Genomic DNA, 21,454 nt, shown 5'->3' on the forward strand with positions numbered 1-21,454 from the left:
GTTCCTGCTACGTCGCTCGCCATGGGTGTCGCAACATCGCAATATCGCTGTTCGGGAGCTCGTGACGAATGAGGCGGACGGCATTGCTCCTGGCCGGGAGCCGCCCCGGCATAGATCGTCTCGCCGCCATGCGCGGCGGCCGCCTGAAGGCGCTCGTTCCGGTGGCCGGCAGGCCGATGGTGGCGCGCGTCGCCGAAACGCTGCTTTCCTGCCCGGAGATCGGGCGAGTGCGTGTGCTGACGCAGGATGTCGATGCCATCGCCGCCGTGCTGCCGGCGGACGAGCGCATCAGTTTCGCGATAAGCGGAGGCGGCATCTCCAATTCGATCGCGGCGATCGCGGGTGGGCCCGACGCGCCCTGGCCGATCTTCGTGACGACGGCGGATCATGTCCTGCTGCGTCCCGAAACGATTTCGACCTTCCTGTCGGCCACGGCCGGTGTCGACGTCGCCGTTGGCGTGGTCGAAAGGAAGGTGGTGCAGAGCCGCTTTCCGGACAGCAAGCGGACGTGGCTGCGTTTCCGCGGCGGGCAATGGACGGGCGCCAATCTGTTCGCCTTCAACGGCGTCGCGGCACGCGAGGCGCTGGCGATCTGGAGCGAGATAGAGGCGGATCGCAAGAAGGGCTGGAAACTGATCCTGCGCTTCGGCCCGATGCTGCTCCTGCGCGCGCTCACCCGCACCATTACGCTGGAAGGCGCGCTCGACAAAGCCGGCCGCAAGCTCGGCGTACGCGTGAAGCCGGTCGCGCTCTCCGATCCGCTGGCCGCGGTCGACGTCGACAAGCTGGCGGATCTCGAGCTGGCGGAAGAGGTGTTGTCGGGGCGCGCATGATCGAGCTGGCCATTTACGACATGGACCGGACAATTACCCGCCGGGCCACTTACGGACCGTTCCTCGCTTATGCGCTACGCAGACGAGCGCCCTGGCGGATCCTCTTCCTGCCCGCGGTGCTATGCGTCTCGCTTGCTTATGCGCTCAAGCTGATCGACCGCGCCCGGCTCAAGGAGATCAACCAGACGCTGCTGCTCGGCCGTCACATCTCGCCCGCGCATCTGGCCCCGCTGGTCGCGGGTTTCGCCGAGCACACCGAGCGGACAAACATCCATCCCGGCGCGCTCAGCATGATCGCGCAGGACAAGGCCGCCGGCCGGCGGCTGGTGCTCGCCACCGCGTCCTACAAGCTCTATGCCGCAGAGATCGGCCGGCGGCTCGGCTTCGACGATATCATCGCGACCAATTCGCTGATCGGCCTGGACGCGCGCGTCAGCGCCAAAATCGACGGTGAGAACTGCTATGGCCCGGCGAAGCTGCGGATGATCCTCGCCTGGATGGCCGCGGAAGGGTTGAAGCGGGATCAGGTGCATGTCCGCTTCTATTCGGACCATGCCTCCGATGCGCCGGCCTTCGAATGGTCGGACGATGCCTTCGCGGTGAATGCGCATGCCGAGTTGCGCAGCCTCGCGCGAACGCAGGGCTGGCCGATCCTCGACTGGCGCTGAGGTCGGCTGCGTTTGTTGCATCGCAGCATCGGTCCGTCACTTGCCGGGCCCATGCGGACAGCTTTCGATTGACACCTCGCCGTACGCCTCTATGAGCCGCCGCGGGCCACGCCGTCCCAACGCGGCGCGTGCTCTCTGTGAGGAGAGTCAGACATGACGAACATTGCCCGCCCCGGCACGAAGCCGGCGCGCCCCTATTTTTCTTCCGGTCCTTGCGCCAAGCCGCCGGGCTGGGCCCCCCAAAAGCTCGCCACCGAATCGCTCGGCCGCTCGCACCGCTCCAAGCTGGGCAAGACGCGGCTGCAATATGCGATTGATCTGATGCGTGAGCTGCTCCGCTTGCCCGACACGCATCGCATCGGCATCGTCCCGGGTTCCGACACCGGCGCTTTCGAAATGGCGATGTGGACGATGCTCGGCGCCCGTCCGGTGACCGCGCTCGCATGGGAGAGCTTCGGTGAAGGTTGGGTCACCGATGCCGTCAAGCAGCTCAAGATCGATCCGACCGTGGTTCGCGCCGATTATGGCCAGCTGCCCGCGCTCGATCAGGTCGACTGGTCGCACGACGTGCTGTTCACCTGGAACGGCACGACCAGCGGCGTGCGCGTGCCGAACGGCGATTGGATCCCTGCCGACCGCGAGGGGCTGAGCTTCGCCGACGCGACCAGCGCGGTGTTCGCCTACGACATTCCGTGGGACAAGATCGACGTCGCCACCTTCTCCTGGCAGAAGGTGCTGGGCGGCGAGGGCGCGCATGGCGTGCTGATCCTCGGTCCGCGCGCCGTCGAGCGGCTGCAGAGCTACACGCCGTCCTGGCCGCTGCCCAAGGTGTTCCGCCTGGTCTCCAAGGGCGCGCTCGCCGAGGGCGTGTTCAAGGGAGAGACGATCAACACCCCGTCGATGCTGGCCGTCGAGGACGCGATCTTCGCGCTCGAATGGGCCAAGTCGATCGGTGGCGCCGAGGGCCTGATCGCCCGGAGCGACGCCAATGCGGCAGCCCTGGACGGCATCGTCGAGGCGCGCTCCTGGCTCGGCCATCTCGCTGCCGATCCGGCCTCGCGCTCCAAGACCAGCGTCTGTCTGACGGTCGAGGGCGCGGACGAGGCGCTGATCAAGAAGATGGCCTCGCTGCTCGAGAAGGAAGAGGCGGCCTACGACGTCGCCGGCTATCGCGACGCCCCGGCGGGCCTGCGCATCTGGTGCGGCGCCACGGTCGACACCGCCGACATAGAGGCGCTCGGGCCCTGGCTAGACTGGGCCTACGAGACGGCCAAGGCCGGCTGAGCTTGCATCGTTACCCTGCAAGGGACCTTCCATAATCCACGTCATGCCAGCGAAAGCTGGCATCGCTCACCAAAGGCGGTTGGCCCGCGGTTGAAGGCGATCCCAGCTTTCGCTGGGATGACGTTTTCGAAAGCACTCGAAAATGCCCAAAGTCCTGATTTCCGATAAGATGGATCCCCGCGCGGCGCAGATCTTCCGCGAGCGCGGCGTCGAGGTGGACGAGATCACCGGCAAGACCAAGGACGAGCTGATCGCGATCATCGGCCAGTATGACGGCCTTGCCATCCGCTCGGCCACCAAGGTCACCAAGGAAGTGCTCGACGCTGCGACCAACCTGAAGGTCGTCGGCCGTGCCGGCATCGGCGTCGACAATGTCGACATCCCGGCGGCCTCGGCCAAGGGCGTGGTCGTCATGAACACGCCGTTCGGCAACTCGATCACCACTGCCGAGCACGCCATCGCGCTGATGTTCGCCCTCGCGCGCGACCTGCCGGAGGCGGATCGCTCCACCCAGGCCGGCAAGTGGGAGAAGAACCGCTTCATGGGCGTGGAGCTCACCAACAAGACGCTCGGCCTGATCGGCGCCGGCAATATCGGCTCGATCGTCGCCGATCGAGCGCTGGGGCTGAAGATGAAGGTGGTCGCCTATGATCCCTTCCTGACGCCGGAGCGCGCGGTGGAACTGGGCGTCGAGAAGGTCGCGCTGGACGACCTGCTGGCCCGCGCCGACTTCATCACGCTGCACACGCCGCTCACCGATTCGACCCGCAACATCCTCTCGGCCGAGAATATCGCCAAGACCAAGAAGGGCGTGCGCATCATCAACTGCGCGCGCGGCGGTCTCGTCGACGAGGCGGCGCTCAAGGCGGCGCTCGATTCGGGTCATGTCGCGGGTGCCGCGCTCGACGTGTTCGTGAAGGAGCCGGCGACCGAATCGCCGCTGTTCGGCACGCCCGGTTTCATCTCCACACCGCATCTCGGCGCGTCGACCACCGAGGCACAGGTCAATGTCGCCATCCAGGTCGCCGAGCAGATGGCCGATTTCCTCGTTTCCGGCGGCGTCACCAACGCGCTCAACATGCCGAGCCTGTCGGCCGAGGAAGCGCCGAAGCTGAAGCCGTACATGGAGCTGGCGCGCCAGCTCGGCAGCCTGATCGGTCAGCTGGAAGGCGATCGCATCAAGGGTGTCGCCATCGAGGTGGAAGGCGCGGCTGCCGAGCTCAACCAGAAGCCGATCACCGGCGCGGTGCTGGCCGGCCTGATGCGCGTCTATTCGGACACGGTGAACATGGTGAACGCGCCCTTCCTCGCTCGCGAGCGCGGGCTGGACGTGCGCGAGGTGCGCCATGACCGCGAGGGTGACTATCACACGCTGGTGCGCGTGACGGTGAAGACCGATGCGGGCGACCGTTCGGTGGCCGGCACGATCTTCTCCAACGCGACGCCGCGCCTCATCGAGATGTTCGGCATCAAGGTGGAGGCCGATCTCCACGGCGCGATGCTCTACATCGTCAACGAGGACGCGCCCGGCTTCATCGGCCGCCTCGGCACGACCCTGGGCGAGGCGGGCGTGAACATCGGCACCTTCCACCTCGGCCGCCGCAGCGCCGGCGGTGAGGCGGTGCTGCTGCTCTCAGTCGACACGCCGGTGGTCGAGCCGCTGCTGTGGCAGGTCTGCCAGCTGCCGGGCGTGAAGACGGTGAAGGCGCTGACGTTCTGAGGTGAGACGGAAAAGCCCTCTCCCCTGCGGGGAGAGGGTTGGGAGAGGGGCGTGCGCGAACCAATCGACCCTACGCTTAAAGCGCACGCCCGCGCCCTCCGGACAAACATGACGCCGCCCGAAGCAACGCTATGGGCCTTGCTTCGCGCTCACCGCTTCGACGGCGTCAAATTCACCCGCCAGGTTGCGATAACCCACTATATCGTAAATTTCGCGGCTCGCTCGCGGCGGCTGATCATCGAAATCGACGGGGATACACATGGCCGCCAAGTCGAGTATGACGCCGCGCGGACACAGTATCTCGAACGACAAGGATATCGGGTGATTCGATTCACCAATGGCGACGTGATGGACAATCCCGAGGGGGTGATCGAGGCGATCGGCGTGGCTTTGGCTGCGGCGTCCCCTCTCCCCACCCCTCTCCCCGCAGGGGAGAGGGGGCAGTGACCATCGCACCCGGCCTGCTTCCCGAAGGACTCCGTGATCGCCTCCCGCCCCAGGCAGAGGCTGCGTCGCGGCTGCTGCATCGCGTGATCGTGGCGATCGGCCGGCATGGCTATGCGCGCGTCGCGCCGCCGCTGGCGGAGTTCGAGGAGGGGCTGATCGGCCGCCTCAAATCCGCGCGGGCGCAGGACCTGTTGCGTGTCGTCGATCCGGTGTCGCAACGCTCGCTGGCTTTCCGGCCGGACATTACCGGGCAGGTGGGCCGCATCGCCACCACGCGCATGGGCCATCATGCCCGTCCGCTGCGCCTGGCCTATGGCGGCCCGGTGCTGAAGCTGCGTGCGACGCAGCTTCGGCCGGAGCGCGAGTTGGTGCAGGCGGGGGCCGAACTGATCGGCAACGACAATATCGCGGCAGTAATCGAGATCGTGCTGCTCGCCATCGAGGCGCTGGAGGTCGCGGGGGTCGAGGGCATCTCGGTCGATCTCACCTTGCCGGATCTCGTCGAGACGCTGAGCGCCGGGCCGATGCCGGTCACGCGGATCGATGCGGTGCGCGACATGCTGGATGCCAAGGATGCCGGCGGTCTCGCCGCACTGGGCGCCGAGGCCTATCTGCCGTTCATCTCGGCGGCCGGACCGGTCGGCCCCGCGCTAGAGCGGCTGCGCGCGCTCGATCTCGGCCAGGCGCTCGATTCGCGGCTCGAGGCGATCGATGCGGTGGTGGCAGCGGTGGGCAGTCGCGCCGCGCTGACCCTCGACCCCACCGAGCGGCACGGTTTCGAATATCAGCGCTGGATCGGTTTCTCGCTGTTCGGCCGCGGGCTCTCCGGCGAGATCGGACGCGGCGGCACCTACACCATCCTGCGGCCCGACGGCAGCGAGGAGGCCGCGGTCGGCTTTTCGCTCTATCTCGATCCGCTGGTCGATGCCGGTTTCGGCATCGAGCCGCGACGCACCGTCTTCCTCCCGCTGGGCATCGATCCTGCGGTGGGCCGGGCGCTGCGCGCAGAAGGGTGGACGACTATCGCCGCGCTCTCGGATCGGGACGAGCCGGGCGCGCTCGGATGCACGCATGGCTGGGACGGCACCGCGCCGGTCCCGCTGCAGGCGCGCTGAGCCGGGGGCGGAGCGCCTCGGTCACGCGTCGGGCACAGATCAAGAAGGAAGAATAGCGTATGGCCAATGTTACCGTCATCGGCGCCCAATGGGGCGATGAAGGCAAGGGCAAGATCGTCGACTGGCTTGCGGAACGCGCAGATGTCGTCGTGCGATTCCAGGGCGGTCACAACGCCGGCCATACGCTCGTCGTCGGCAACAACACCTACAAGCTCAGCCTGTTGCCGTCGGGCATCGTGCGCGGCACGCTCTCGGTGATCGGCAACGGCGTCGTGCTCGATCCCTGGCACTTCAAGGAAGAGGTCGCCAAGCTCGCCGGCCAGGGCGTGACGATCACGCCGGACAATCTCCACATCGCCGAGACCTGCCCGCTGATCCTGCCCTTCCATCGCGATCTCGACGGGCTGCGCGAGGACGCCAGCGGCTCCGGCAAGATCGGCACCACGCGCCGCGGCATCGGCCCGGCCTATGAGGACAAGGTCGGCCGCCGCGCGATTCGCCTGTGCGATCTCGCCCATCTCGGCGAATTGGAACCGCAGATCGATCGTCTCTGCGCGCATCATGACGCGCTGCGCGCCGGCTTCGGCGAGCCGCCGATCGACCGCGCCCGGCTGATGGACGATCTCGCCGGTATCGCACCGTTCATCCTGCCCTATGCCAAGCCGGTCTGGGTGACCCTCAACGAAGCGCGCCGCCGGGGCGACCGCATCCTGTTCGAGGGCGCGCAGGGCGTGCTGCTCGACATCGATCACGGCACCTATCCGTTCGTCACCTCGTCCAACACCATCGCCGGCACGGCTGCGGGCGGTTCGGGGCTCGGCCCATCGGCGGCCGGCTTCGTGCTCGGCATCGTCAAGGCCTATACCACGCGGGTCGGCGCGGGGCCGTTTCCGACCGAGCTGGAGGATGAGACGGGCGAGCGGCTGGGCACGCGCGGCCACGAATTCGGCACGGTCACCGGGCGCAAGCGCCGCTGCGGCTGGTTCGATTCGGTGCTGGTGCGCCAGTCGGCCGCCGTGTCGGGCATCACCGGCATCGCGCTCACCAAGCTGGACGTGCTCGACGGCTTCGATGAGGTGCGGATCTGCACCGGCTATCGCATCGGCGACCGCACCTATGACTATTTGCCGCCGCATGCTGCCGACCAGGCCCGCGTCGAGCCGATCTACGAGACGATGGACGGCTGGCACGAATCCACCCAGGGCGCGCGCAGCTGGGCACAGCTACCCGCCCAGGCGATCAAATATATCCGTCGAATCGAGGAACTGATCCAGTGCCCGGTGGCGCTGGTCTCAACCAGCCCGGAGCGCGAGGACACCATCCTGGTGCGCGATCCGTTCGCCGACTGATCGACCGCATTTGGCCGGTCTTCCAATGGGAGACCGGCCGCGGTGGCCTCGGCGGCGTTTTCGAAGGGTTTATTGCGGCGTAGTACTGCTTCCGCCACTGGTCCCAGTCCCAGTCCCAGTCCCAGTCCCAGTCCCACCGGTGTCCGTCGGCTTGCTGGTGGTGGTTCCCGTGCCGACGCCACCTTCATTGGTCGTCCCGGCACCGGTAGTGCGGCCGTCATTCATGGTGCCGGTTCCCATTCCGGTTCCGGTCGTCGAGCGATGCGTGCGATCGCGCCTTGAGCTGCTCGGGTGGTTGCCGTTCGGATTGTTCGAGTCGGGTGTCTGTGTTGACGTGGCCATGCCCGTGCCCGTGCCCGTGCCGGGCTGGGCGGAGCCACCCGACGATCCATAGCTTGTGCCGGATGTACTCGTCTGGCCCGTCGCACTCCCGCTGGTGCTGGTGCCGCCGCTCACTTGGGCGTGAACCGCGCAGGGAAGGGCGACGAGTAGCGCAGTAATCATCATCGACTTCATCTCAGCTCTCCTCATGATGCTGTTCTTGCGGCATCAACAGGGGGGCTCAGACCGGTGTTCCGTCACTTTCCCTGAGTTAATGACTTCTTGGTTCGCGCTCAGCCGATCTGTGCGCGGTGAAGGAGCTTTTGATCGGCCAGCACCAAAGCCATCATCGCCTCCACTACGGGCGCCGCCCGGATGCCGACGCAGGGGTCATGGCGCCCTTTGGTGCGGATATCGGCGGCCTGGCCATCGCGTCCGATCGTCTCGACAGGTGTGAGGATGGAGGAAGTGGGCTTCAGCGCCGCGCGGATCACCACCGGCTGCCCGGTCGCGATTCCGCCGGCAATGCCGCCGGCATGGTTGGCAAGGAAGATGGGCTTGCCGTCATTGCCCGGCCGCATCGGATCGGCATTGGTCTCGCCGGTCAGCCGGGCGGCGGCGAAGCCGTCACCGATCTCGACGCCCTTCACCGCGTTGATCGACATCAGCGCGGCGGCCAGCTCGCTGTCGAGCTTGGCATAGAGCGGTGCCCCCCAGCCCGCGGGCACGCCCTCCGCGACGCATTCGACGATCGCGCCCACCGACGAACCGGCCTTGCGCGCGCCGTCGACGATCGCCTCCCAACGCCCCGCCGCTGCGGCGTCCGGGCAGAAGAAGGGGTTGCGGTCGATCTCGCCATCGTCGAATGCGTCGCGGTCGATTGGATCGCCGCCGAGCTCGACGAGATAGGCACGGATGCGCACCTCGGGGATCACCAGCCGCGCGACCGCGCCTGCCGCCACCCGCGCCGCGGTCTCGCGCGCGGAAGAGCGTCCGCCGCCGCGATAATCGCGAAAGCCATATTTGGCGTCATAGGCGTAGTCGGCATGGCCGGGCCGATAGGCCAGCGCCACCTCCGAATAATCCTTGGAGCGCTGATCGACATTCTCGATCATCAGGCTGATCGGCGTGCCGGTCGTCTTCCCCTCGAACAGGCCGGAGAGGATGCGCACCTGATCCGGCTCCTGTCGTTGCGTAGTGAAACGCGACGTACCTGGTCGTCGTTTGTCCAGCCAGGGCTGGATATCGGCTTCGGACAAGGCGAGCCCCGGCGGACACCCGTCAACGACCGCGCCCAGTGCCGGCCCGTGCGACTCTCCCCATGTCGTGAAGCGAAAGACGCGCCCAAAACTGTTGTACGACATCGCGCTCAGGCCAGCGCGATGTCCGGCGCGTCCTCGGCCTTCATGCCGATCACATTGTAGCCGGCATCGACATGATGGATCTCGCCGGTCACGCCGGACGACAGGTCGGAGAGGAAATAGACGCCGGCGCCGCCGACATCCTCGATCGTGACGTTGCGGCGCAGCGGGCTGTTCAGCTCATTCCACTTCAGGATGTAGCGGAAATCGCCGATGCCGCTCGCGGCCAGCGTCTTGATCGGGCCGGCCGAGATGGCGTTGACGCGGATATTCTCGGGGCCGAGATCCATGGCGAGATATTTGACGCTGGTTTCCAGCGCCGCCTTGGCGACACCCATCACATTGTAATGCGGCACCACCTTCTCGGCGCCATAATATGTAAGCGTCAGAATCGACCCGCCATTCGGCATCATCGCGCGGGCACGCTTGGTCACCGCGACGAAGGAATAAGCGGAGACGTTCATGGTCAGCAGGAAATTGTCCAGGCTGGTATCGACATATTTGCCGCGCAGCTCGTTCTTGTCGGAAAAGCCGATCGCGTGGACGACGAAATCGATCGTCGGCCAGCGCACGGCCAGAGTGTCGAATGCGGCATCCAGCGCCGCCATGTCCGACACGTCGCAATCGATCAGGAAGTTGGAACCCAGTTCGGTCGCCAGCGGGCGCACCCGCTTCTCCAGCGCTTCGCCCTGATAGCTGAAGGCCAGCTCCGCCCCTTCGGCATGGAGATGCTTGGCGATGCCCCAGGCCAGCGAGCGATCATTGGCAAGGCCCATGATGAGCCCGCGTTTTCCTTTCATGAGCTCGCCCATCGGACCTCCTTCTATTCACTCAGCAGCGCGTTGGCGCTCCCTTTAGAGCATCGCACGGAAAAGAGGGAACCGGTTTTCCGCTTTGACGACGCGACATCGGGAAGGAGGTCGCGGCAGCGTGGCCTTCCCGTCATGCCGGCGGAGGAGGCTGTGCTTCGGGCGATTCCGCCAGCGCGGCGTTGAGATGCGCCGCGATCACCACGCCGAGCCCGATCAGATAGAAGAAGATCAGTGTCACGATGACGCCCGCCAGGCTGCCATAGGTGCGGTCATAGCCGCCGAGTTGCGAGAGTACCCCTGGCAAGGCGACGGTAGTGAGCGACCACCAGGCGGTGACGAAGGCTGGCCCCGGCCATTTCGGCGCGCGCGGCGTCGTGCGGTATTTCATCGGCGTCAGCGTGTAGAACAGCGCGAACAGTGCGCCGAACATCACGACCGCCGGTGCGAGGCGCGAAATGCCCACCCATGCCGCCACCTCGCTGGCAAAGGGCAGCAGCCGGTAAATAAATTGTTCGGCGGCAGTGAGCGCTACCTGCGCGCTGAACGCCATCAGCACCAGTATCACCGAACAGATGGTGATGAACGCCGCCCCGAGCCGATAATGGTAGAAGGCGCGGGACGCCTTGGTGCCATAGGCACGGCGTAATATGTCCCGGATCGTCTCGACGAAGCTGCCTACCGACCACAGGCCGACGAGTGCGCCGAGCCACAGCAGCGAGCCGGTGCGCGCCGCCAGCACGTCGCCGATCGGCTTTGCGAGCAGCTCGGCGACGCTCGGCGGTACGGTGTCGAGGAAGGAGGATACCGCCAGCCGGCTATCTTCGCTGCGGCCGAGGATGCGGGCCAGCGCCGCGGTGACGATGAAGAAGGGGAACAGCGTCAGCAGCGTCAGATAGGCAAGGTTGCCGGCGTGGATGAAACCGTCGGAATAGACGCCGACGGCGACGCGCTTGATTACCGCCAGCGTTCGCGTGCCGGGCCTCAGCCGTTGCAGCTGGTGCCGGGCCGAGGTGCGCATGCTCCGCTCGCGCCGGCTACGCTCCTCGGGCGATTCGGGGGAGACGTCGGGCGTCAGACGCCCAGCCCCGACCTCGGATTGCGTTCCGCCTCCGCATCCCAACCCTCGACGAACGTCTTGAGCGCCTCGTCATCGACGGGGATGTCAATGCGCAGCGTGACGAACTGATCGCCGCGGCCGCCCTCCTTCTTATGGAAGCCCCTTCCCTTGAGCCGCAGCGTCTTGCCGGAATTGGAGCCCTTGGGGACGGTCAGCATCACTGCGCCGTCCACCGTCGGCACCTTCACCGCGCCGCCCATCAGCGCCTCGCGCAGCGTGATCGGCAGGTCCAGGCGGATGTCGTCGCCGTCGCGGCGATAGAAACGGTGCGGCTGTATCTCGATCGTCACGATCGCATCGCCATTGCCGCCGGGACCGGGTTCGCCCTGGCCGGCCAGCCGCATCTGCGTGCCGCTCTCGACGCCGGCAGAAAGCTTCAGGTCGATCGTCTTGCCGCTCGACAGGGTGACGCGCTGCGGCTTCAGCGCGGCTGCGTCCTCGAAGGAAACGGGCAGGCGATAGGCTACGTCCGCGCCCTTGGCGGGCCGGCGCGGGCCGCCGCCGAATCCGGAAAAACCTCCGCCAAAGCCGCCTCCCGGCGCGCCGCGCGCTTTACCGCCCCCGAACAGGCCTTCGAAAATGTCGCCCATGTCGGCGCCTTCGGCCGAAAATTCGAAGCCGCCGGGACCAGACCGGAAGCCGCCTCCGCGCTGGCCACCACCTCTGCCGAACCCGCTGAAATCGGCGAATTTCGGATTTCCCTGCTCGTCGATCTCGCCACGATCATATTGCGCCCGCTTGTCCTTGTCGGACAGCAGGTCATAGGCCGCGGTCACTTCCGAAAAACGCTCGGCAGCCTTGGGATTGTCCTGGTTGCGGTCGGGATGCAGTTCCTTGGCGAGCTTGCGATACGCCTTCTTGATCGCGGCCTCGTCGGCCCCGCGCGCAACCCCCAATCGTTCGTACAGATCGGCCATGAACCACCATTTCGCCCAAAATCAGTCACGCAACAATGCCGAAGCCACATAATGAGCTGTTGCATTTTGGCAACAGTTTAGATGTGGACGGGTGCTGCCAAGCGCAAGGGCACATATCGTCCCGTTGCGCGTTGGGCCGCGGCAACCAACAGGAAATCTTCATCGTGGCTCCCCATGCCTGCCCAAATTGCGCGCGCCTGCTCCATTTCGAGGCACGCGTCTGCCCAAGCTGCGCCTTCACGCTCGGCTACGACCCCGCGAGCGACCAGTTCCTCTTCCTCGGCGACAATGCCACCACCTGGCGTGACGCGCAGGGCGAGGCGCACCCAGTCGTCGTTTGCGGCAACAACAACGAATATGGAGTGTGCAACTGGCTGGTGCCGGTCGAGGGTGAGCGGACGCTCTGCCTGGCCTGCCGGCACAATCGCACCATCCCCGATCTTAGTGCGCCGGTGGTACCGGAACGCTGGGGGCGGATAGAAGCCGCCAAGCGCCGCCTGTTCCACACGCTGCTGCACATGGAACTGCCGATCGAGACGCCGGCGGAAGCGGCCGAAAAGGGCACCGGCGTCGGCCTCGCCTTCGATTTCCTCTATGATCCGGTCGCGGAAGAGACCGGGACGGTGCAGATCACCACCGGCCATGAGGCGGGCCTCGTTACGCTCAACCTGATCGAAGCGGACGATGTGATGCGCGAGAGGATGCGCACCGAGCTGGGCGAGCCCTACCGCACGCTGCTCGGCCATTTCAGGCATGAGGTCGGCCATTATTATTGGGAGCGGCTGATCCAGCATACGCCCGAGGTAGAGGCCTTCCGCCAGCTCTTCGGCGACGAGCGGATCAGCTATGACGAGGCAATGCAGCGCCATTATGGCGACGGCAGCTGCGGCTGGTCGACCGATTTCGTCTCGGCCTATGCGACGATGCATCCATGGGAGGATTTCGCCGAAACCTTCGCGCATCTGATGCACATCGTCGACACGCTGGCGACGCTCAACGGCTTCGGCATGCGGATGACGAAATGGCCGGGCATGCAGGGGCAGCCGTCGGTCGATTTCGATCCCTACCGTGCCGAGACAAGCCAGTTGGTCGCCGAATGGGGCCCTTTTGCGTTCGCCGAAAATGCGATCAATCGGGCAATGGGCCAGCCGGATCTCTATCCTTTCAATCTCTCGGAAACGATCATCGCCAAGCTCGACTACATCCATCGCCTGCTGAAGCGCGCGGCGAAGGGCGGGAGCGTGGAGGAGAAGGAGGAAGCGAAAGCGGCATGAGGCAATCATTGCCTGGATTCCCCGTCATCCCGAATGGCCGAGATGACGGGGGAGCCGGGGTCTATACCGTGATCTTGTAGAGCTGCCGCGCGTTCAGGCTGAGAATCTGGTTGCGTTCATTCCAGCTCAGTTCGGCGAGACCGCTCTTCACGAAATCCGCCGATTCCGGGAAGACGCAGGTCGGGTGCGGGAAATCGGTTTCGAACATCACGCGATCGACGCCCACGGCACGGACCGAGGTAGCGAGGTTGCGCTTCTCGAACCAGAAGCAGCCGTGGAAATTGCGCGAGAAATATTCGCTCGGCAGCATCTTCAGCTTATTGTCGGGTTGGCCGTCCATCACTTGGTAATCGAGCGCCTCGAGCAGGAACGGAATCCAGCCGATGCCGCTTTCGACCGAGACGAACTGTAGCTTGGGAAAGCGATCCAGCACGCCGCTGACGATCAGATTCGCCATCACCCGGCCATTGCCGAAGAACAGCATCACGCCGCCCAATGCATGGCGCATCGGCATGTCCTGCGACGGCCAGGGCATCTCGCCCACCCAGTCGATCGAGGCCGAGCTGGCGCCGATATGAAAGTTGATCGGCAGCTCATGATCCTGGCAGGCGGCCCACATCGGATCCCAATGGGGATCGGCGAGGTCCGGCAGGCCGGGATGGGTGTGCGGATCGGTGTTGATATTGACGCCGCGCAGGCCACGCTTCGCCATGCGTTCGATCTCGGCGACGGCGAGATGCGGATCCCACCAGGGCAGCATCATCATCGGAAAGATACGCTGGCCGGACTCGTCCTGCATATCGGCCATGGCGTCATTGTAGATCTCGACGCTGGCGAGCCTCAGGTCGGGATCCACCTTCGCGCCTTCCTGTCCGCCAAAGCCGAGCACGTTGGGATAGAGGATCTGGGCATGGACATTCACTGCGTCCATCGCCTTCACCCGCTCTTTCACATGCCAGGAGGCGGGGTGGACGTCGTCGATCGTCCAGTTGATGAAGTCGATGCCGCGTGAACGGGTGCCGTCGGGGCGGATGGTGCTGACGGCGGTCGCGCCGAAGCCGATCGACTTGTCGCCGTCGATGAACCAGCTCTTCTGACCGGTCTCAGCATCGACGACCTTCACCTGCGGCACGCGATCCTTGAGCGCGGCCGGAGCGCGCGACGTCCAAAGGTCGTGCGGCTCGCTATAATGGGTGTCGACGTCGATCACGCTGATCCCTTCGAACAGGGGATCCACGGGGCGCTGCGCGATTTCGGCAAAAGTGTCGCTCATCCTATCCTCCATAGGCGCCGCTCGGGCGGACGCCGATTGCAGGACCTTGGCCCTGACTGGTCTGTCAGGCTAGTCGCAGGGTGGGGCGGCGGCAAGCGCGTGGCTGCGCCGCCGACAGCAAATCGGGCCATAAACACATTGATCGCCTTCCCCATGGGGAGCGAGCGAAGGAGCGTCAGCGGCGCTTGCGTGTCGGACGGGGTGTCTCTTCCTCGATCGGCTCGACATCGACGGAGACGTCGACGCGCTGCCCATTGCGACCCAGGAAGATGCCGTCGATCGGCGAGACGTCGGCATAGTCTCGGCCCACGGCGGCGACGATGTGGTCGCCGGCCATCATGATGCCGTTGGTGGGATCGAAGCCGATCCAGCCGCGCGCCGGGCCGCACCAGACGAGTACCCAGGCATGGGTGGCATCCGCGCCGACCAGCCGCTGCTTGCCGGGCGGGGGCAGCGTGCGCAGATAGCCCGATACATAGGCGGCGGGCAGGCCGAGGCCGCGCAGGCCGGAGATCATGATCTGCGCAAAATCCTGGCACACGCCGGTGCGCCGGTCGAACGCATCGATCGGTGCAGTGTCCGTATCGGTTACCCCGCTCTTGTAGCGGAATTCCGCCTTGATTCGCTTCGCGAGTGCGAAGCAGGCGGCAACGATGCCGTCGTCCCGATTCACCGTCTCGGCGCACCAGGTGACGATGCTCGGCTCGATGGGGATCATCGGCGAGGCGAACATGTAATTGGCGGGCGCAGTCATCGACAGATCGCGCACCTGCCGCGCCAGCCGGGCGATCTCACCCACACTGGGATCGTCCGGAAGGATCTGCGGCATCGGCCGGTTTACGACGATACGCGACCGGCTCTCGATCACCAGTTCACTCGCCGGCGCGTCGACCACCACGCGCACCGTGTTCGCCGGATAGCCGGAGGGCAGGGGCGTGCTGATCGTCGCGTGCGGCGTAATATCCAGATGGTACCGCTCGCGCTTCTGGCCGTCCCAGTCGATCGGCCGCAGGCGCAGGTTGCAGCGGGCGAAACGGACCGGCGCTTCGTACAGAAAGCGCGTGGTGTGGCGGATCGCGTAGATCATGCGAGCCGCGTCATGCCAGCCGCGCGCAGCGATTCGCTGCCCTGCAGGAAGAAGCGGCGGCTGATCGCCTCGGACAGCGCATAGAACTTGTTCTCGATCGTGACGATGCGGGTATGACTCAGCCGCGCGGCCGTGGCCGTCGCCATCGATCCGGCGAGATCGGCGGCGATCATGTCGTGCTCCTCCGGCATGCCGTCGTCGCTGAGCTTGGGCAGCACGCCGAGATGCCAGCCGATACGTTCCACCTGATAGGCGAGCGAGCGCGGGTTGAACGGATCCAGCGCGATCAGGTCGCGCACCGGCTCGAGCGCGAGGCCGGAGAGATAGCGCGAGCGGTAGCTGATCTGGCTGTCGCATAGATCAAGCAGGGTGGTGAGATCGTCGGCCAGCGCCTCGTCCGGGGCGAAGGTGCGCAGGAGGCGACAGATCAGCACGCCGCGCTCGATCCGACGGCCGAGATCGTGGAACCGCCAGCCGGCTGTGCGGCCCATATTTTCCGCGGCGAGTCCGGCGAGCGCGGAGAAGCGCTCCTGCAGTCTGGTCGTGCGGTCCAGCAGCGCACCGCTATCCTTGGCGCCCTCGGGCGGCGGGCCGGTGTCCAGGAGTCGCCACACCTCCGCCGACAGGCGGTCGCGCGTGCCTTCGCCGATCGCGCGCACCGTGGCCAGCAGCGTCTTCACGCTGGCGATACCGCGGCCGTCCAGCGCCGCCTCGGCGAGCGCACGCACGTCGCCGTGGTCCGTAATGCCTTCGCCTTCTTCCTTTTCGGGCACGGCGCCCGATGAGACGAGCAGCGTTGCAACGCGCTTCGCGGTTTCCGGCGCCAGCGCCGCGCCGCTGTCCGCATCGATCGTGCCGCCCAGCGCAGCGCGGACGAGACGCAGCGAGGCTTCGCCTCGCTCGAGATAGCGGCCGAGCCAGAAGAGATTGTCCGCGGCGCGGCTCGGCAGGGTTCCGGGATTGCGCCGGATAGCGACCTTGCCGCCCGCCGGCAGGCGAGAGACCTGCTCCACCGGCTTGTGTGCGACGACACATACGTCCGCAGAGAAGGCACCCTCTCCGATTACCGCGGCGCGGATGTCGGCGGTATCGCTCAGCCGCGCGAAGCCGCCGGGCATCACCGCCCAGTTGCCGACCCCGTCACGTGCGGCGAAGACGCGCAGAGTGAACGGGCGGGGCAGGGGCGTGCCCTCGGCCAGCATCGCGGGCATGGTGGAGAGCCGCACCACTTCCTGTCCGACATAATCCTGCGGACGCCGTTCCATATCCTCGATCAGCAGGCGCCTCGCCTCGCCCTCCATCTCCGCACCGAGCCGCGCGCGCCCGTCGCGCAACCCGCCCGGCCGTCCGCCGAAGGCCGGCGCGATCAGCAGATGGTCGATGTCGGAGCGGACGAGCGCATGCTCATTTTCCTGCCCGCACCACCAAGTCGCGATATTGGGCAGCAGCAGATTCTGCCCCGTCAGCCGTCGTGCGAGCACCGGCAGGAATGCTCCCAGCGCGGTCGATTCCACCACACCTACCCCCGGTGCATTGGCGATCACCGTGCCGTTGGCGACAGCGTCCATCAGGCCCGGCACGCCAATCGCGGAGGTGGCATCGAAGGCAAGCGGATCGATGAAGCGCGAATCCATCCTGCGCCAGAGCGCGTCGATCCGCTTCAGCCCCTCGATGGTTCGCACGTAGAGCCGCCCCTCGCGGACGGCGAGATCCTCGCCCTCGACGAGCAGCAGGCCGAGATAACGCGCAAGATGCGCCTGCTCGGCATAGCTCTGATTGTAGCGGCCCGGGGTGAGCAGCCCGATGCGCGGATCAGCGCGATTGCAGGCGGCGGCGAGCCCGTCGCGAAAGGCAGAGAAGAAGCCCGCGAGCCGCTGCACATGCAATCTCTGCTGGAGCGTGCCCATCACGCGCGAGGCGGCGAGCCGGTTTTCCAGCGCATATCCCGCGCCGGTCGGTGCGCGGACGTGATCGGCCAGCACGCGCCATTCGCCGTCCGGCCCGCGGCCGAGATCGGCCGCATAAATGTGCAGTCGGTGGCCGCCCGGCGGATCGATGCCGATCATCGAGCGCCAGAAATGGGGACTGCCGGCGACCAGCGAGGCCGGCAGCGCACCATCCGCTACCAGTTTCTGCTCACCATAGATATCGCCCAGCAAGCTTTCGAGCAGCGCCGCGCGCTGTGTCACGCCCTCGGCGATACCGCGCCATTCGTCCTCGCCGATCAGCAGGGGCAGAGCGGAAACCGGCCAGGGGCGCTCCTCGCTCTCGTCGGGCAGGCGGAAAGCGGTGCCGATCTCGTTGATCTGCCGCTCGACCCGTTCCTGCAGCAGCGCGAGGCGACCGCCGGTCAGGCCAGCAACGCCCTCCAGCAGGCTGTTCCACCAGCGCGCGCCCCGGCCCATGTCGCCGCGCATGACGTCGCCTTCCCCGGCCTGCGCCAGGTAGGATGCGATCCAGCCTTCGACCCGCGTCGGCAGGCCGGGCAGCTCCGCCATAGTCTCACCCCCGAGCATGGCGTCAGCGCGGCGGCGGCGTTCTGAGATCGAGGGTCATCGGAAATTCGCTCGCCTTTTCCTCTGCCGGCATCGCAACCCTGCCGGGTGTGTGGCCATGGGACTGGAAGCGCGCCTTGCGACGCGACTCCGCCTCATAGTCGTTGACCGGCACGGTGTCATAGTTGCGTCCGCCTGGATGGGCCACATGATAGACGCACCCGCCGAGCGATCGACCGTTCCAGCGATCGAGCACGTCGAAGGTGAGCGGCGCCTGCGCGGGCAGCTGCGGATGCAGGCAGTTGGCCGGCCACCACGCCTTATAGCGCACGCCGCCCACGGCTTCGCCGGGCACGCCGGTCTCGATCAACGGCACGGCGCGGCCGTTGCAGGCGATGACGTGGCGCCCACGCACCAGCCCCATCGCACGGACCTGCAGCCGCTCGGTCGAGCTGTCGACATAACGCACCGTGCCGCCGATCGCGCCCGTCTCGCCGAGCACGTGCCAGGGCTCCAGCGCATGGGCGATCTCCAGGGTCACGCCGCCGGCGACGATGCTACCATGCATCGGGAAGCGGAACTGGCGCTGCGCCTCGAACCAGGCGGGATCGAAATCATAGCCGGCCTGCCGGAGGTCGGTCAGCACGTCTAGGAAGTCCTCCCAGACGAAATGGGGCAGCAGGAAGCGATCGTGCAAGGTCGTGCCCCAGCGCACCAACCCGCCCTGCTGCGGCTCGCGCCAGAACCAGGCGACCAGCGCGCGGAGCAGCAACTGCTGCGCCAGGCTCATCCGCGCCTCGGGCGGCATCTCGAAGCCGCGGAATTCGACGAGGCCGAGCCGCCCGGTCGGCCCGTCCGGCGAATAGAGCTTGTCGATGCAGATCTCGGTGCGGTGCGTGTTGCCGGTGACGTCGACGAGCAGGTTGCGGAACAGCCGGTCGACCAGCCAGGGCGGCGGTGCCTCGCCTTCATAAGGCGCCGGCACCTGCGCCAACGCGATCTCCAGCTCGTAGAGCCCGTCGTGGCGGGCCTCGTCGATGCGCGGCGCCTGGCTGGTCGGGCCGATGAACAGGCCGGAGAAGAGATAGCTGAGCGCGGGGTGGCGCTGCCAGTAGAGCAGGAAGCTCTTCAGCATGTCGGGCCGGCGGATGAACGGCGAATCGTTCACGCTGCGCCCACCGAGCACGATATGGTTGCCGCCGCCGGTGCCGATCGAGCGGCCGTCGACCATGAACTTGTCCGCCGTCAGCCCGCATTCGCGCGCCATGGCATAGAGCGATTCGGTGATGTCCACCGTTTCGCGCCAGCTTCCCGCCGGCTGGATGTTCACCTCGATCACGCCCGGGTCGGGCGTCACCTTCAGCACCTGCAGCCGGGGGTCGGGCGGCGGCGCATAGCCTTCGATGCGCACCGGCATGCCGGTCGCCTCGGCCGTCGCCTCCACCTCGGCGATCAGCTCCAGATAATCTTCGAGCGTCTCGGTCGGCGGGATGAACACGGCGAGATGCCCGCCGCGTGGCTCCACCGTGATCGCCGTGCGCACCGCGCCCTGGATGATGCGCTGCTCGACCCGGTCCTGTCCGGCGAAGCTTTCCGCTTCCGCCATACGCTCGACGCGCTGCTCGCGAAAATCGGGCAGCGGCTCGCGCGGCTCGGTGGTGTCGCGGACGTGCAGATAGGGATATTGGGATGGCGGCACATAGGGCAGCGAGCCCAGCGGCAGGCGATAGCCCAGCGCCGAGTCGCCGGGCACGACGAACAGCTTGCCGCGCCGCACCTTCCATTTTTCCGATCGCCAGCCGCGTCGCGGCCCGCGCATCGGCCCCGGCCGCACCTGCGCCTGCCAGCGCTGGATGGGCAGCACGTAGCCGACCGGTTTGGAAAGACCGCGCTCGAACGCCTTGACCATCCGCTCGCGCGCTTCGGGATCCTCGATCTTGGGATCGGTGGGATCGACATTCTCCGGCAGCGAGGCTTCCTTCACCGCCCACTCGATGCCGTCCTCATAAGCCGGCTCGACGAAGCCGCCGCCGACGCCCAGCCCGTCGGCCAGCGCCTCGAGGAAGCGGCCCGCGGCTTCGAAATCGGGCCGTGTCTCGCTGTCCCGCGCGATCAGGTCCAGATCGCGCCACACCGGGACGCCGTCGGTCCGCCAATAGACCGAATAGCCCCAGCGCGGCAGGCTCTCGCCGGGATACCATTTGCCCTGGCCGTGGTGGATCAGCCCACCCGGCGCGAATCGATCGCGCATCTTGCGGATCAGCCGGTCGGCGTAGAGCGCCTTGGTGGGCCCCACCGCATCGCCATTCCATTCCGGCGCCTCCGGATCGTCGGCAGAGACGAAGGTCGGCTCGCCGCCCGTGGTCAGCCGTACGTCCTGCGCCACCAGATCGGCATCCACCTGGTCGCCCAGCGCCATCACGGCCTGCCAGCGCGCATCTGTGAACGGTGCGGTGATGCGCACCGCCTCGGCAATGCGCTGCACCTCCATCTCGAAATGGAATTCGCTCTTCGCCGGTTCGCCGATGAAGCTGAAGCTGCCGTCGATCGGGGTCGCCGATCGATAGTGCGGCGTCGCCGCCAGCGGGATATGGCCTTCGCCCGCCAGCAGGCCGGACGTCGCATCCATGCCGATCCAGCCGGCGCCGGGGACATAGGCTTCCGCCCAGGCGTGCAGGTCGACCACGTCCTCCGCCACGCCCTTCGGGCCGTCGAGCGCCACCACGTCGGGCTTGAGCTGGATGGAGTAACCCGAGACGAAACGTGCCGCAAAGCCCAGCCGGCGCAGCAGCTGGACCATCAGCCAGGCCGAATCGCGGCAGGATCCGGTGCCGATCGACAAGGTCTCCTCGGGCGACTGGGTGCCCGGTTCGAGACGGATGATATAGCCGACCTTGCGGTTCACCGCCTGGTTCACGGCGACGAGAAAGTCGACCGTGCGGCTCTCCACGTCGAGGAATTCGGCCACCAGTTCCTCGAACTGCGGCCCCTGCGGCTCGCACTCGAAATAGGCGGCGAGATCGGCGGACAGCGCCGGGGTGTAGGTGAAGGGGCGGTTCTCGGCATAGTCCTCGACGAAGAAGTCGAAGGCGTTGATCACGACCAGGTCGGCGATCAGGTCGACGGTGACGCTGAACTCCGTCGTCGGCTCCGGGAAGTTGAGCCGCGCCTGCCAGTTGCCGTGCGGATCCTGCTGCCAGTTGATGAAATGATTCTCGGGCGCGATCTTCAGCGAATAGCTGGGAATGTGCGTGCGGCTGTGCGGCGCGGGCCGCAATCGGATGATCTGCGGGCCCAGCATGATGGGCCGATCGTAGGTGTAGGATGTGACGTGGTGGAGCGCCGCCTGGATCATGACGAGATATAGAACATGGCTCCTGT

The 21,454-nt window shown here is 66.5% G+C and carries 16 protein-coding genes; 8 read left to right on the forward strand and 8 right to left on the reverse strand.

What is annotated here, in order from left to right; all coding sequences use genetic code 11:
* Positions 1–68: 68 nt before the first annotated feature.
* The 7 genes from GQY20_RS02835 to GQY20_RS02865 all read left to right on the forward strand — a co-directional run bounded on the left by GQY20_RS02835 (position 69) and on the right by GQY20_RS02865 (position 7,416).
* Positions 69–833 (forward strand): nucleotidyltransferase family protein, encoded by a 765-nt coding sequence (locus tag GQY20_RS02835; protein WP_157215511.1) that lies wholly within the window; start codon positions 69–71, stop codon positions 831–833.
* A complete protein-coding gene (locus GQY20_RS02840) occupies positions 830–1,501 on the forward strand; it encodes an HAD family hydrolase (RefSeq protein ID WP_157215512.1) in 672 nt (223 codons plus the stop codon). Before GQY20_RS02835 ends, GQY20_RS02840 begins: the two co-directional genes overlap by 4 nt.
* Positions 1,502–1,654: 153 nt before the next feature.
* Positions 1,655–2,785 (forward strand): phosphoserine transaminase, encoded by a 1,131-nt coding sequence (locus tag GQY20_RS02845; RefSeq protein WP_157215513.1) that lies wholly within the window; start codon positions 1,655–1,657, stop codon positions 2,783–2,785.
* A 142-nt stretch (positions 2,786–2,927) separates the two neighbouring features.
* Positions 2,928–4,505 (forward strand): phosphoglycerate dehydrogenase, encoded by a 1,578-nt coding sequence (gene serA / locus GQY20_RS02850; protein ID WP_157215514.1) that lies wholly within the window; start codon positions 2,928–2,930, stop codon positions 4,503–4,505.
* Between the two features lie 51 nt (positions 4,506–4,556).
* Positions 4,557–4,952 (forward strand): endonuclease domain-containing protein, encoded by a 396-nt coding sequence (locus GQY20_RS02855; RefSeq protein WP_232475857.1) that lies wholly within the window; start codon positions 4,557–4,559, stop codon positions 4,950–4,952.
* A complete protein-coding gene (locus GQY20_RS02860; protein WP_157215516.1) occupies positions 4,949–6,067 on the forward strand; it encodes an ATP phosphoribosyltransferase regulatory subunit in 1,119 nt (372 codons plus the stop codon). The genes GQY20_RS02855 and GQY20_RS02860 overlap by 4 nt, the downstream gene beginning before the upstream one ends.
* A 59-nt stretch (positions 6,068–6,126) precedes the next feature.
* Complete coding sequence (locus GQY20_RS02865) at positions 6,127–7,416, forward strand: adenylosuccinate synthase (RefSeq protein ID WP_157215517.1); 1,290 nt, start codon at positions 6,127–6,129, stop codon at positions 7,414–7,416.
* Positions 7,417–8,030: 614 nt separating this feature from the next.
* Here the strand turns inward: GQY20_RS02865 and aroC are convergent.
* The 4 genes from aroC to GQY20_RS02885 all read right to left on the reverse strand — a co-directional run bounded on the left by aroC (position 8,031) and on the right by GQY20_RS02885 (position 11,944).
* Positions 8,031–9,101, reverse strand: coding sequence for a chorismate synthase (aroC, locus tag GQY20_RS02870; RefSeq protein WP_157215518.1), 1,071 nt, complete (start codon positions 9,099–9,101; stop codon positions 8,031–8,033).
* Positions 9,102–9,106: 5 nt separating this feature from the next.
* Positions 9,107–9,910: an enoyl-ACP reductase FabI gene (gene fabI, locus GQY20_RS02875; protein WP_157215519.1), complete on the reverse strand. Its 804-nt coding sequence runs from the start codon at positions 9,908–9,910 to the stop codon at positions 9,107–9,109.
* 130 nt (positions 9,911–10,040) lie between these two features.
* Positions 10,041–10,928, reverse strand: a complete 888-nt coding sequence (locus GQY20_RS02880; protein WP_157215520.1) for a YihY/virulence factor BrkB family protein — start codon at positions 10,926–10,928, stop codon at positions 10,041–10,043.
* 53 nt (positions 10,929–10,981) lie between these two features.
* Positions 10,982–11,944: a DnaJ C-terminal domain-containing protein gene (locus tag GQY20_RS02885; RefSeq protein WP_157215521.1), complete on the reverse strand. Its 963-nt coding sequence runs from the start codon at positions 11,942–11,944 to the stop codon at positions 10,982–10,984.
* 164 nt (positions 11,945–12,108) lie between these two features.
* On the opposite strand from GQY20_RS02885, the gene GQY20_RS02890 reads away from it, so the two are divergent.
* Positions 12,109–13,218, forward strand: a complete 1,110-nt coding sequence (locus GQY20_RS02890) for a zinc-binding metallopeptidase family protein (protein ID WP_157215522.1) — start codon at positions 12,109–12,111, stop codon at positions 13,216–13,218.
* Positions 13,219–13,279: 61 nt separating this feature from the next.
* Here GQY20_RS02890 and GQY20_RS02895 read toward each other — a convergent pair whose 3' ends face one another.
* The 4 genes from GQY20_RS02895 to GQY20_RS02910 all read right to left on the reverse strand — a co-directional run bounded on the left by GQY20_RS02895 (position 13,280) and on the right by GQY20_RS02910 (position 21,428).
* Complete coding sequence (locus tag GQY20_RS02895) at positions 13,280–14,491, reverse strand: amidohydrolase family protein (RefSeq protein WP_157215523.1); 1,212 nt, start codon at positions 14,489–14,491, stop codon at positions 13,280–13,282.
* A 175-nt stretch (positions 14,492–14,666) separates the two neighbouring features.
* Positions 14,667–15,578: a transglutaminase family protein gene (locus tag GQY20_RS02900; protein ID WP_157215524.1), complete on the reverse strand. Its 912-nt coding sequence runs from the start codon at positions 15,576–15,578 to the stop codon at positions 14,667–14,669.
* Positions 15,575–18,076, reverse strand: a complete 2,502-nt coding sequence (locus GQY20_RS02905; RefSeq protein ID WP_157215525.1) for a circularly permuted type 2 ATP-grasp protein — start codon at positions 18,074–18,076, stop codon at positions 15,575–15,577. The genes GQY20_RS02900 and GQY20_RS02905 overlap by 4 nt, the downstream gene beginning before the upstream one ends.
* A 22-nt stretch (positions 18,077–18,098) precedes the next feature.
* The gene (locus GQY20_RS02910) at positions 18,099–21,428 is read right to left on the reverse strand and encodes a transglutaminase family protein (protein ID WP_157216129.1); all 3,330 of its coding nucleotides are present in this window, start codon (positions 21,426–21,428) and stop codon (positions 18,099–18,101) included.
* Positions 21,429–21,454 lie beyond the last annotated feature (26 nt).

Origin of the sequence: Flavisphingomonas formosensis (assembly GCF_009755815.1) — a bacterium.
Lineage (GTDB): Bacteria > Pseudomonadota > Alphaproteobacteria > Sphingomonadales > Sphingomonadaceae > Flavisphingomonas > Flavisphingomonas formosensis.

What these genes read in the sequence shown, in the direction of transcription:
- GQY20_RS02835 (WP_157215511.1), top strand. Translation starts at nt 69, where the DNA reads ATGAGGCGGACGGCATTGCTCCTGGCCGGGAGCCGCCCCGGCATAGAT.
- GQY20_RS02840 (WP_157215512.1), top strand. Translation starts at nt 830, where the DNA reads ATGATCGAGCTGGCCATTTACGACATGGACCGGACAATTACCCGCCGG.
- GQY20_RS02845 (WP_157215513.1), top strand. Translation starts at nt 1,655, where the DNA reads ATGACGAACATTGCCCGCCCCGGCACGAAGCCGGCGCGCCCCTATTTT.
- serA (WP_157215514.1), top strand. Translation starts at nt 2,928, where the DNA reads ATGCCCAAAGTCCTGATTTCCGATAAGATGGATCCCCGCGCGGCGCAG.
- GQY20_RS02865 (WP_157215517.1), top strand. Translation starts at nt 6,127, where the DNA reads ATGGCCAATGTTACCGTCATCGGCGCCCAATGGGGCGATGAAGGCAAG.
- aroC (WP_157215518.1), bottom strand. Translation starts at nt 9,101, where the DNA reads ATGTCGTACAACAGTTTTGGGCGCGTCTTTCGCTTCACGACATGGGGA.
- fabI (WP_157215519.1), bottom strand. Translation starts at nt 9,910, where the DNA reads ATGGGCGAGCTCATGAAAGGAAAACGCGGGCTCATCATGGGCCTTGCC.
- GQY20_RS02880 (WP_157215520.1), bottom strand. Translation starts at nt 10,928, where the DNA reads ATGCGCACCTCGGCCCGGCACCAGCTGCAACGGCTGAGGCCCGGCACG.
- GQY20_RS02885 (WP_157215521.1), bottom strand. Translation starts at nt 11,944, where the DNA reads ATGGCCGATCTGTACGAACGATTGGGGGTTGCGCGCGGGGCCGACGAG.
- GQY20_RS02895 (WP_157215523.1), bottom strand. Translation starts at nt 14,491, where the DNA reads ATGAGCGACACTTTTGCCGAAATCGCGCAGCGCCCCGTGGATCCCCTG.
- GQY20_RS02900 (WP_157215524.1), bottom strand. Translation starts at nt 15,578, where the DNA reads ATGATCTACGCGATCCGCCACACCACGCGCTTTCTGTACGAAGCGCCG.
- GQY20_RS02905 (WP_157215525.1), bottom strand. Translation starts at nt 18,076, where the DNA reads ATGGCGGAGCTGCCCGGCCTGCCGACGCGGGTCGAAGGCTGGATCGCA.
- GQY20_RS02910 (WP_157216129.1), bottom strand. Translation starts at nt 21,428, where the DNA reads ATGATCCAGGCGGCGCTCCACCACGTCACATCCTACACCTACGATCGG.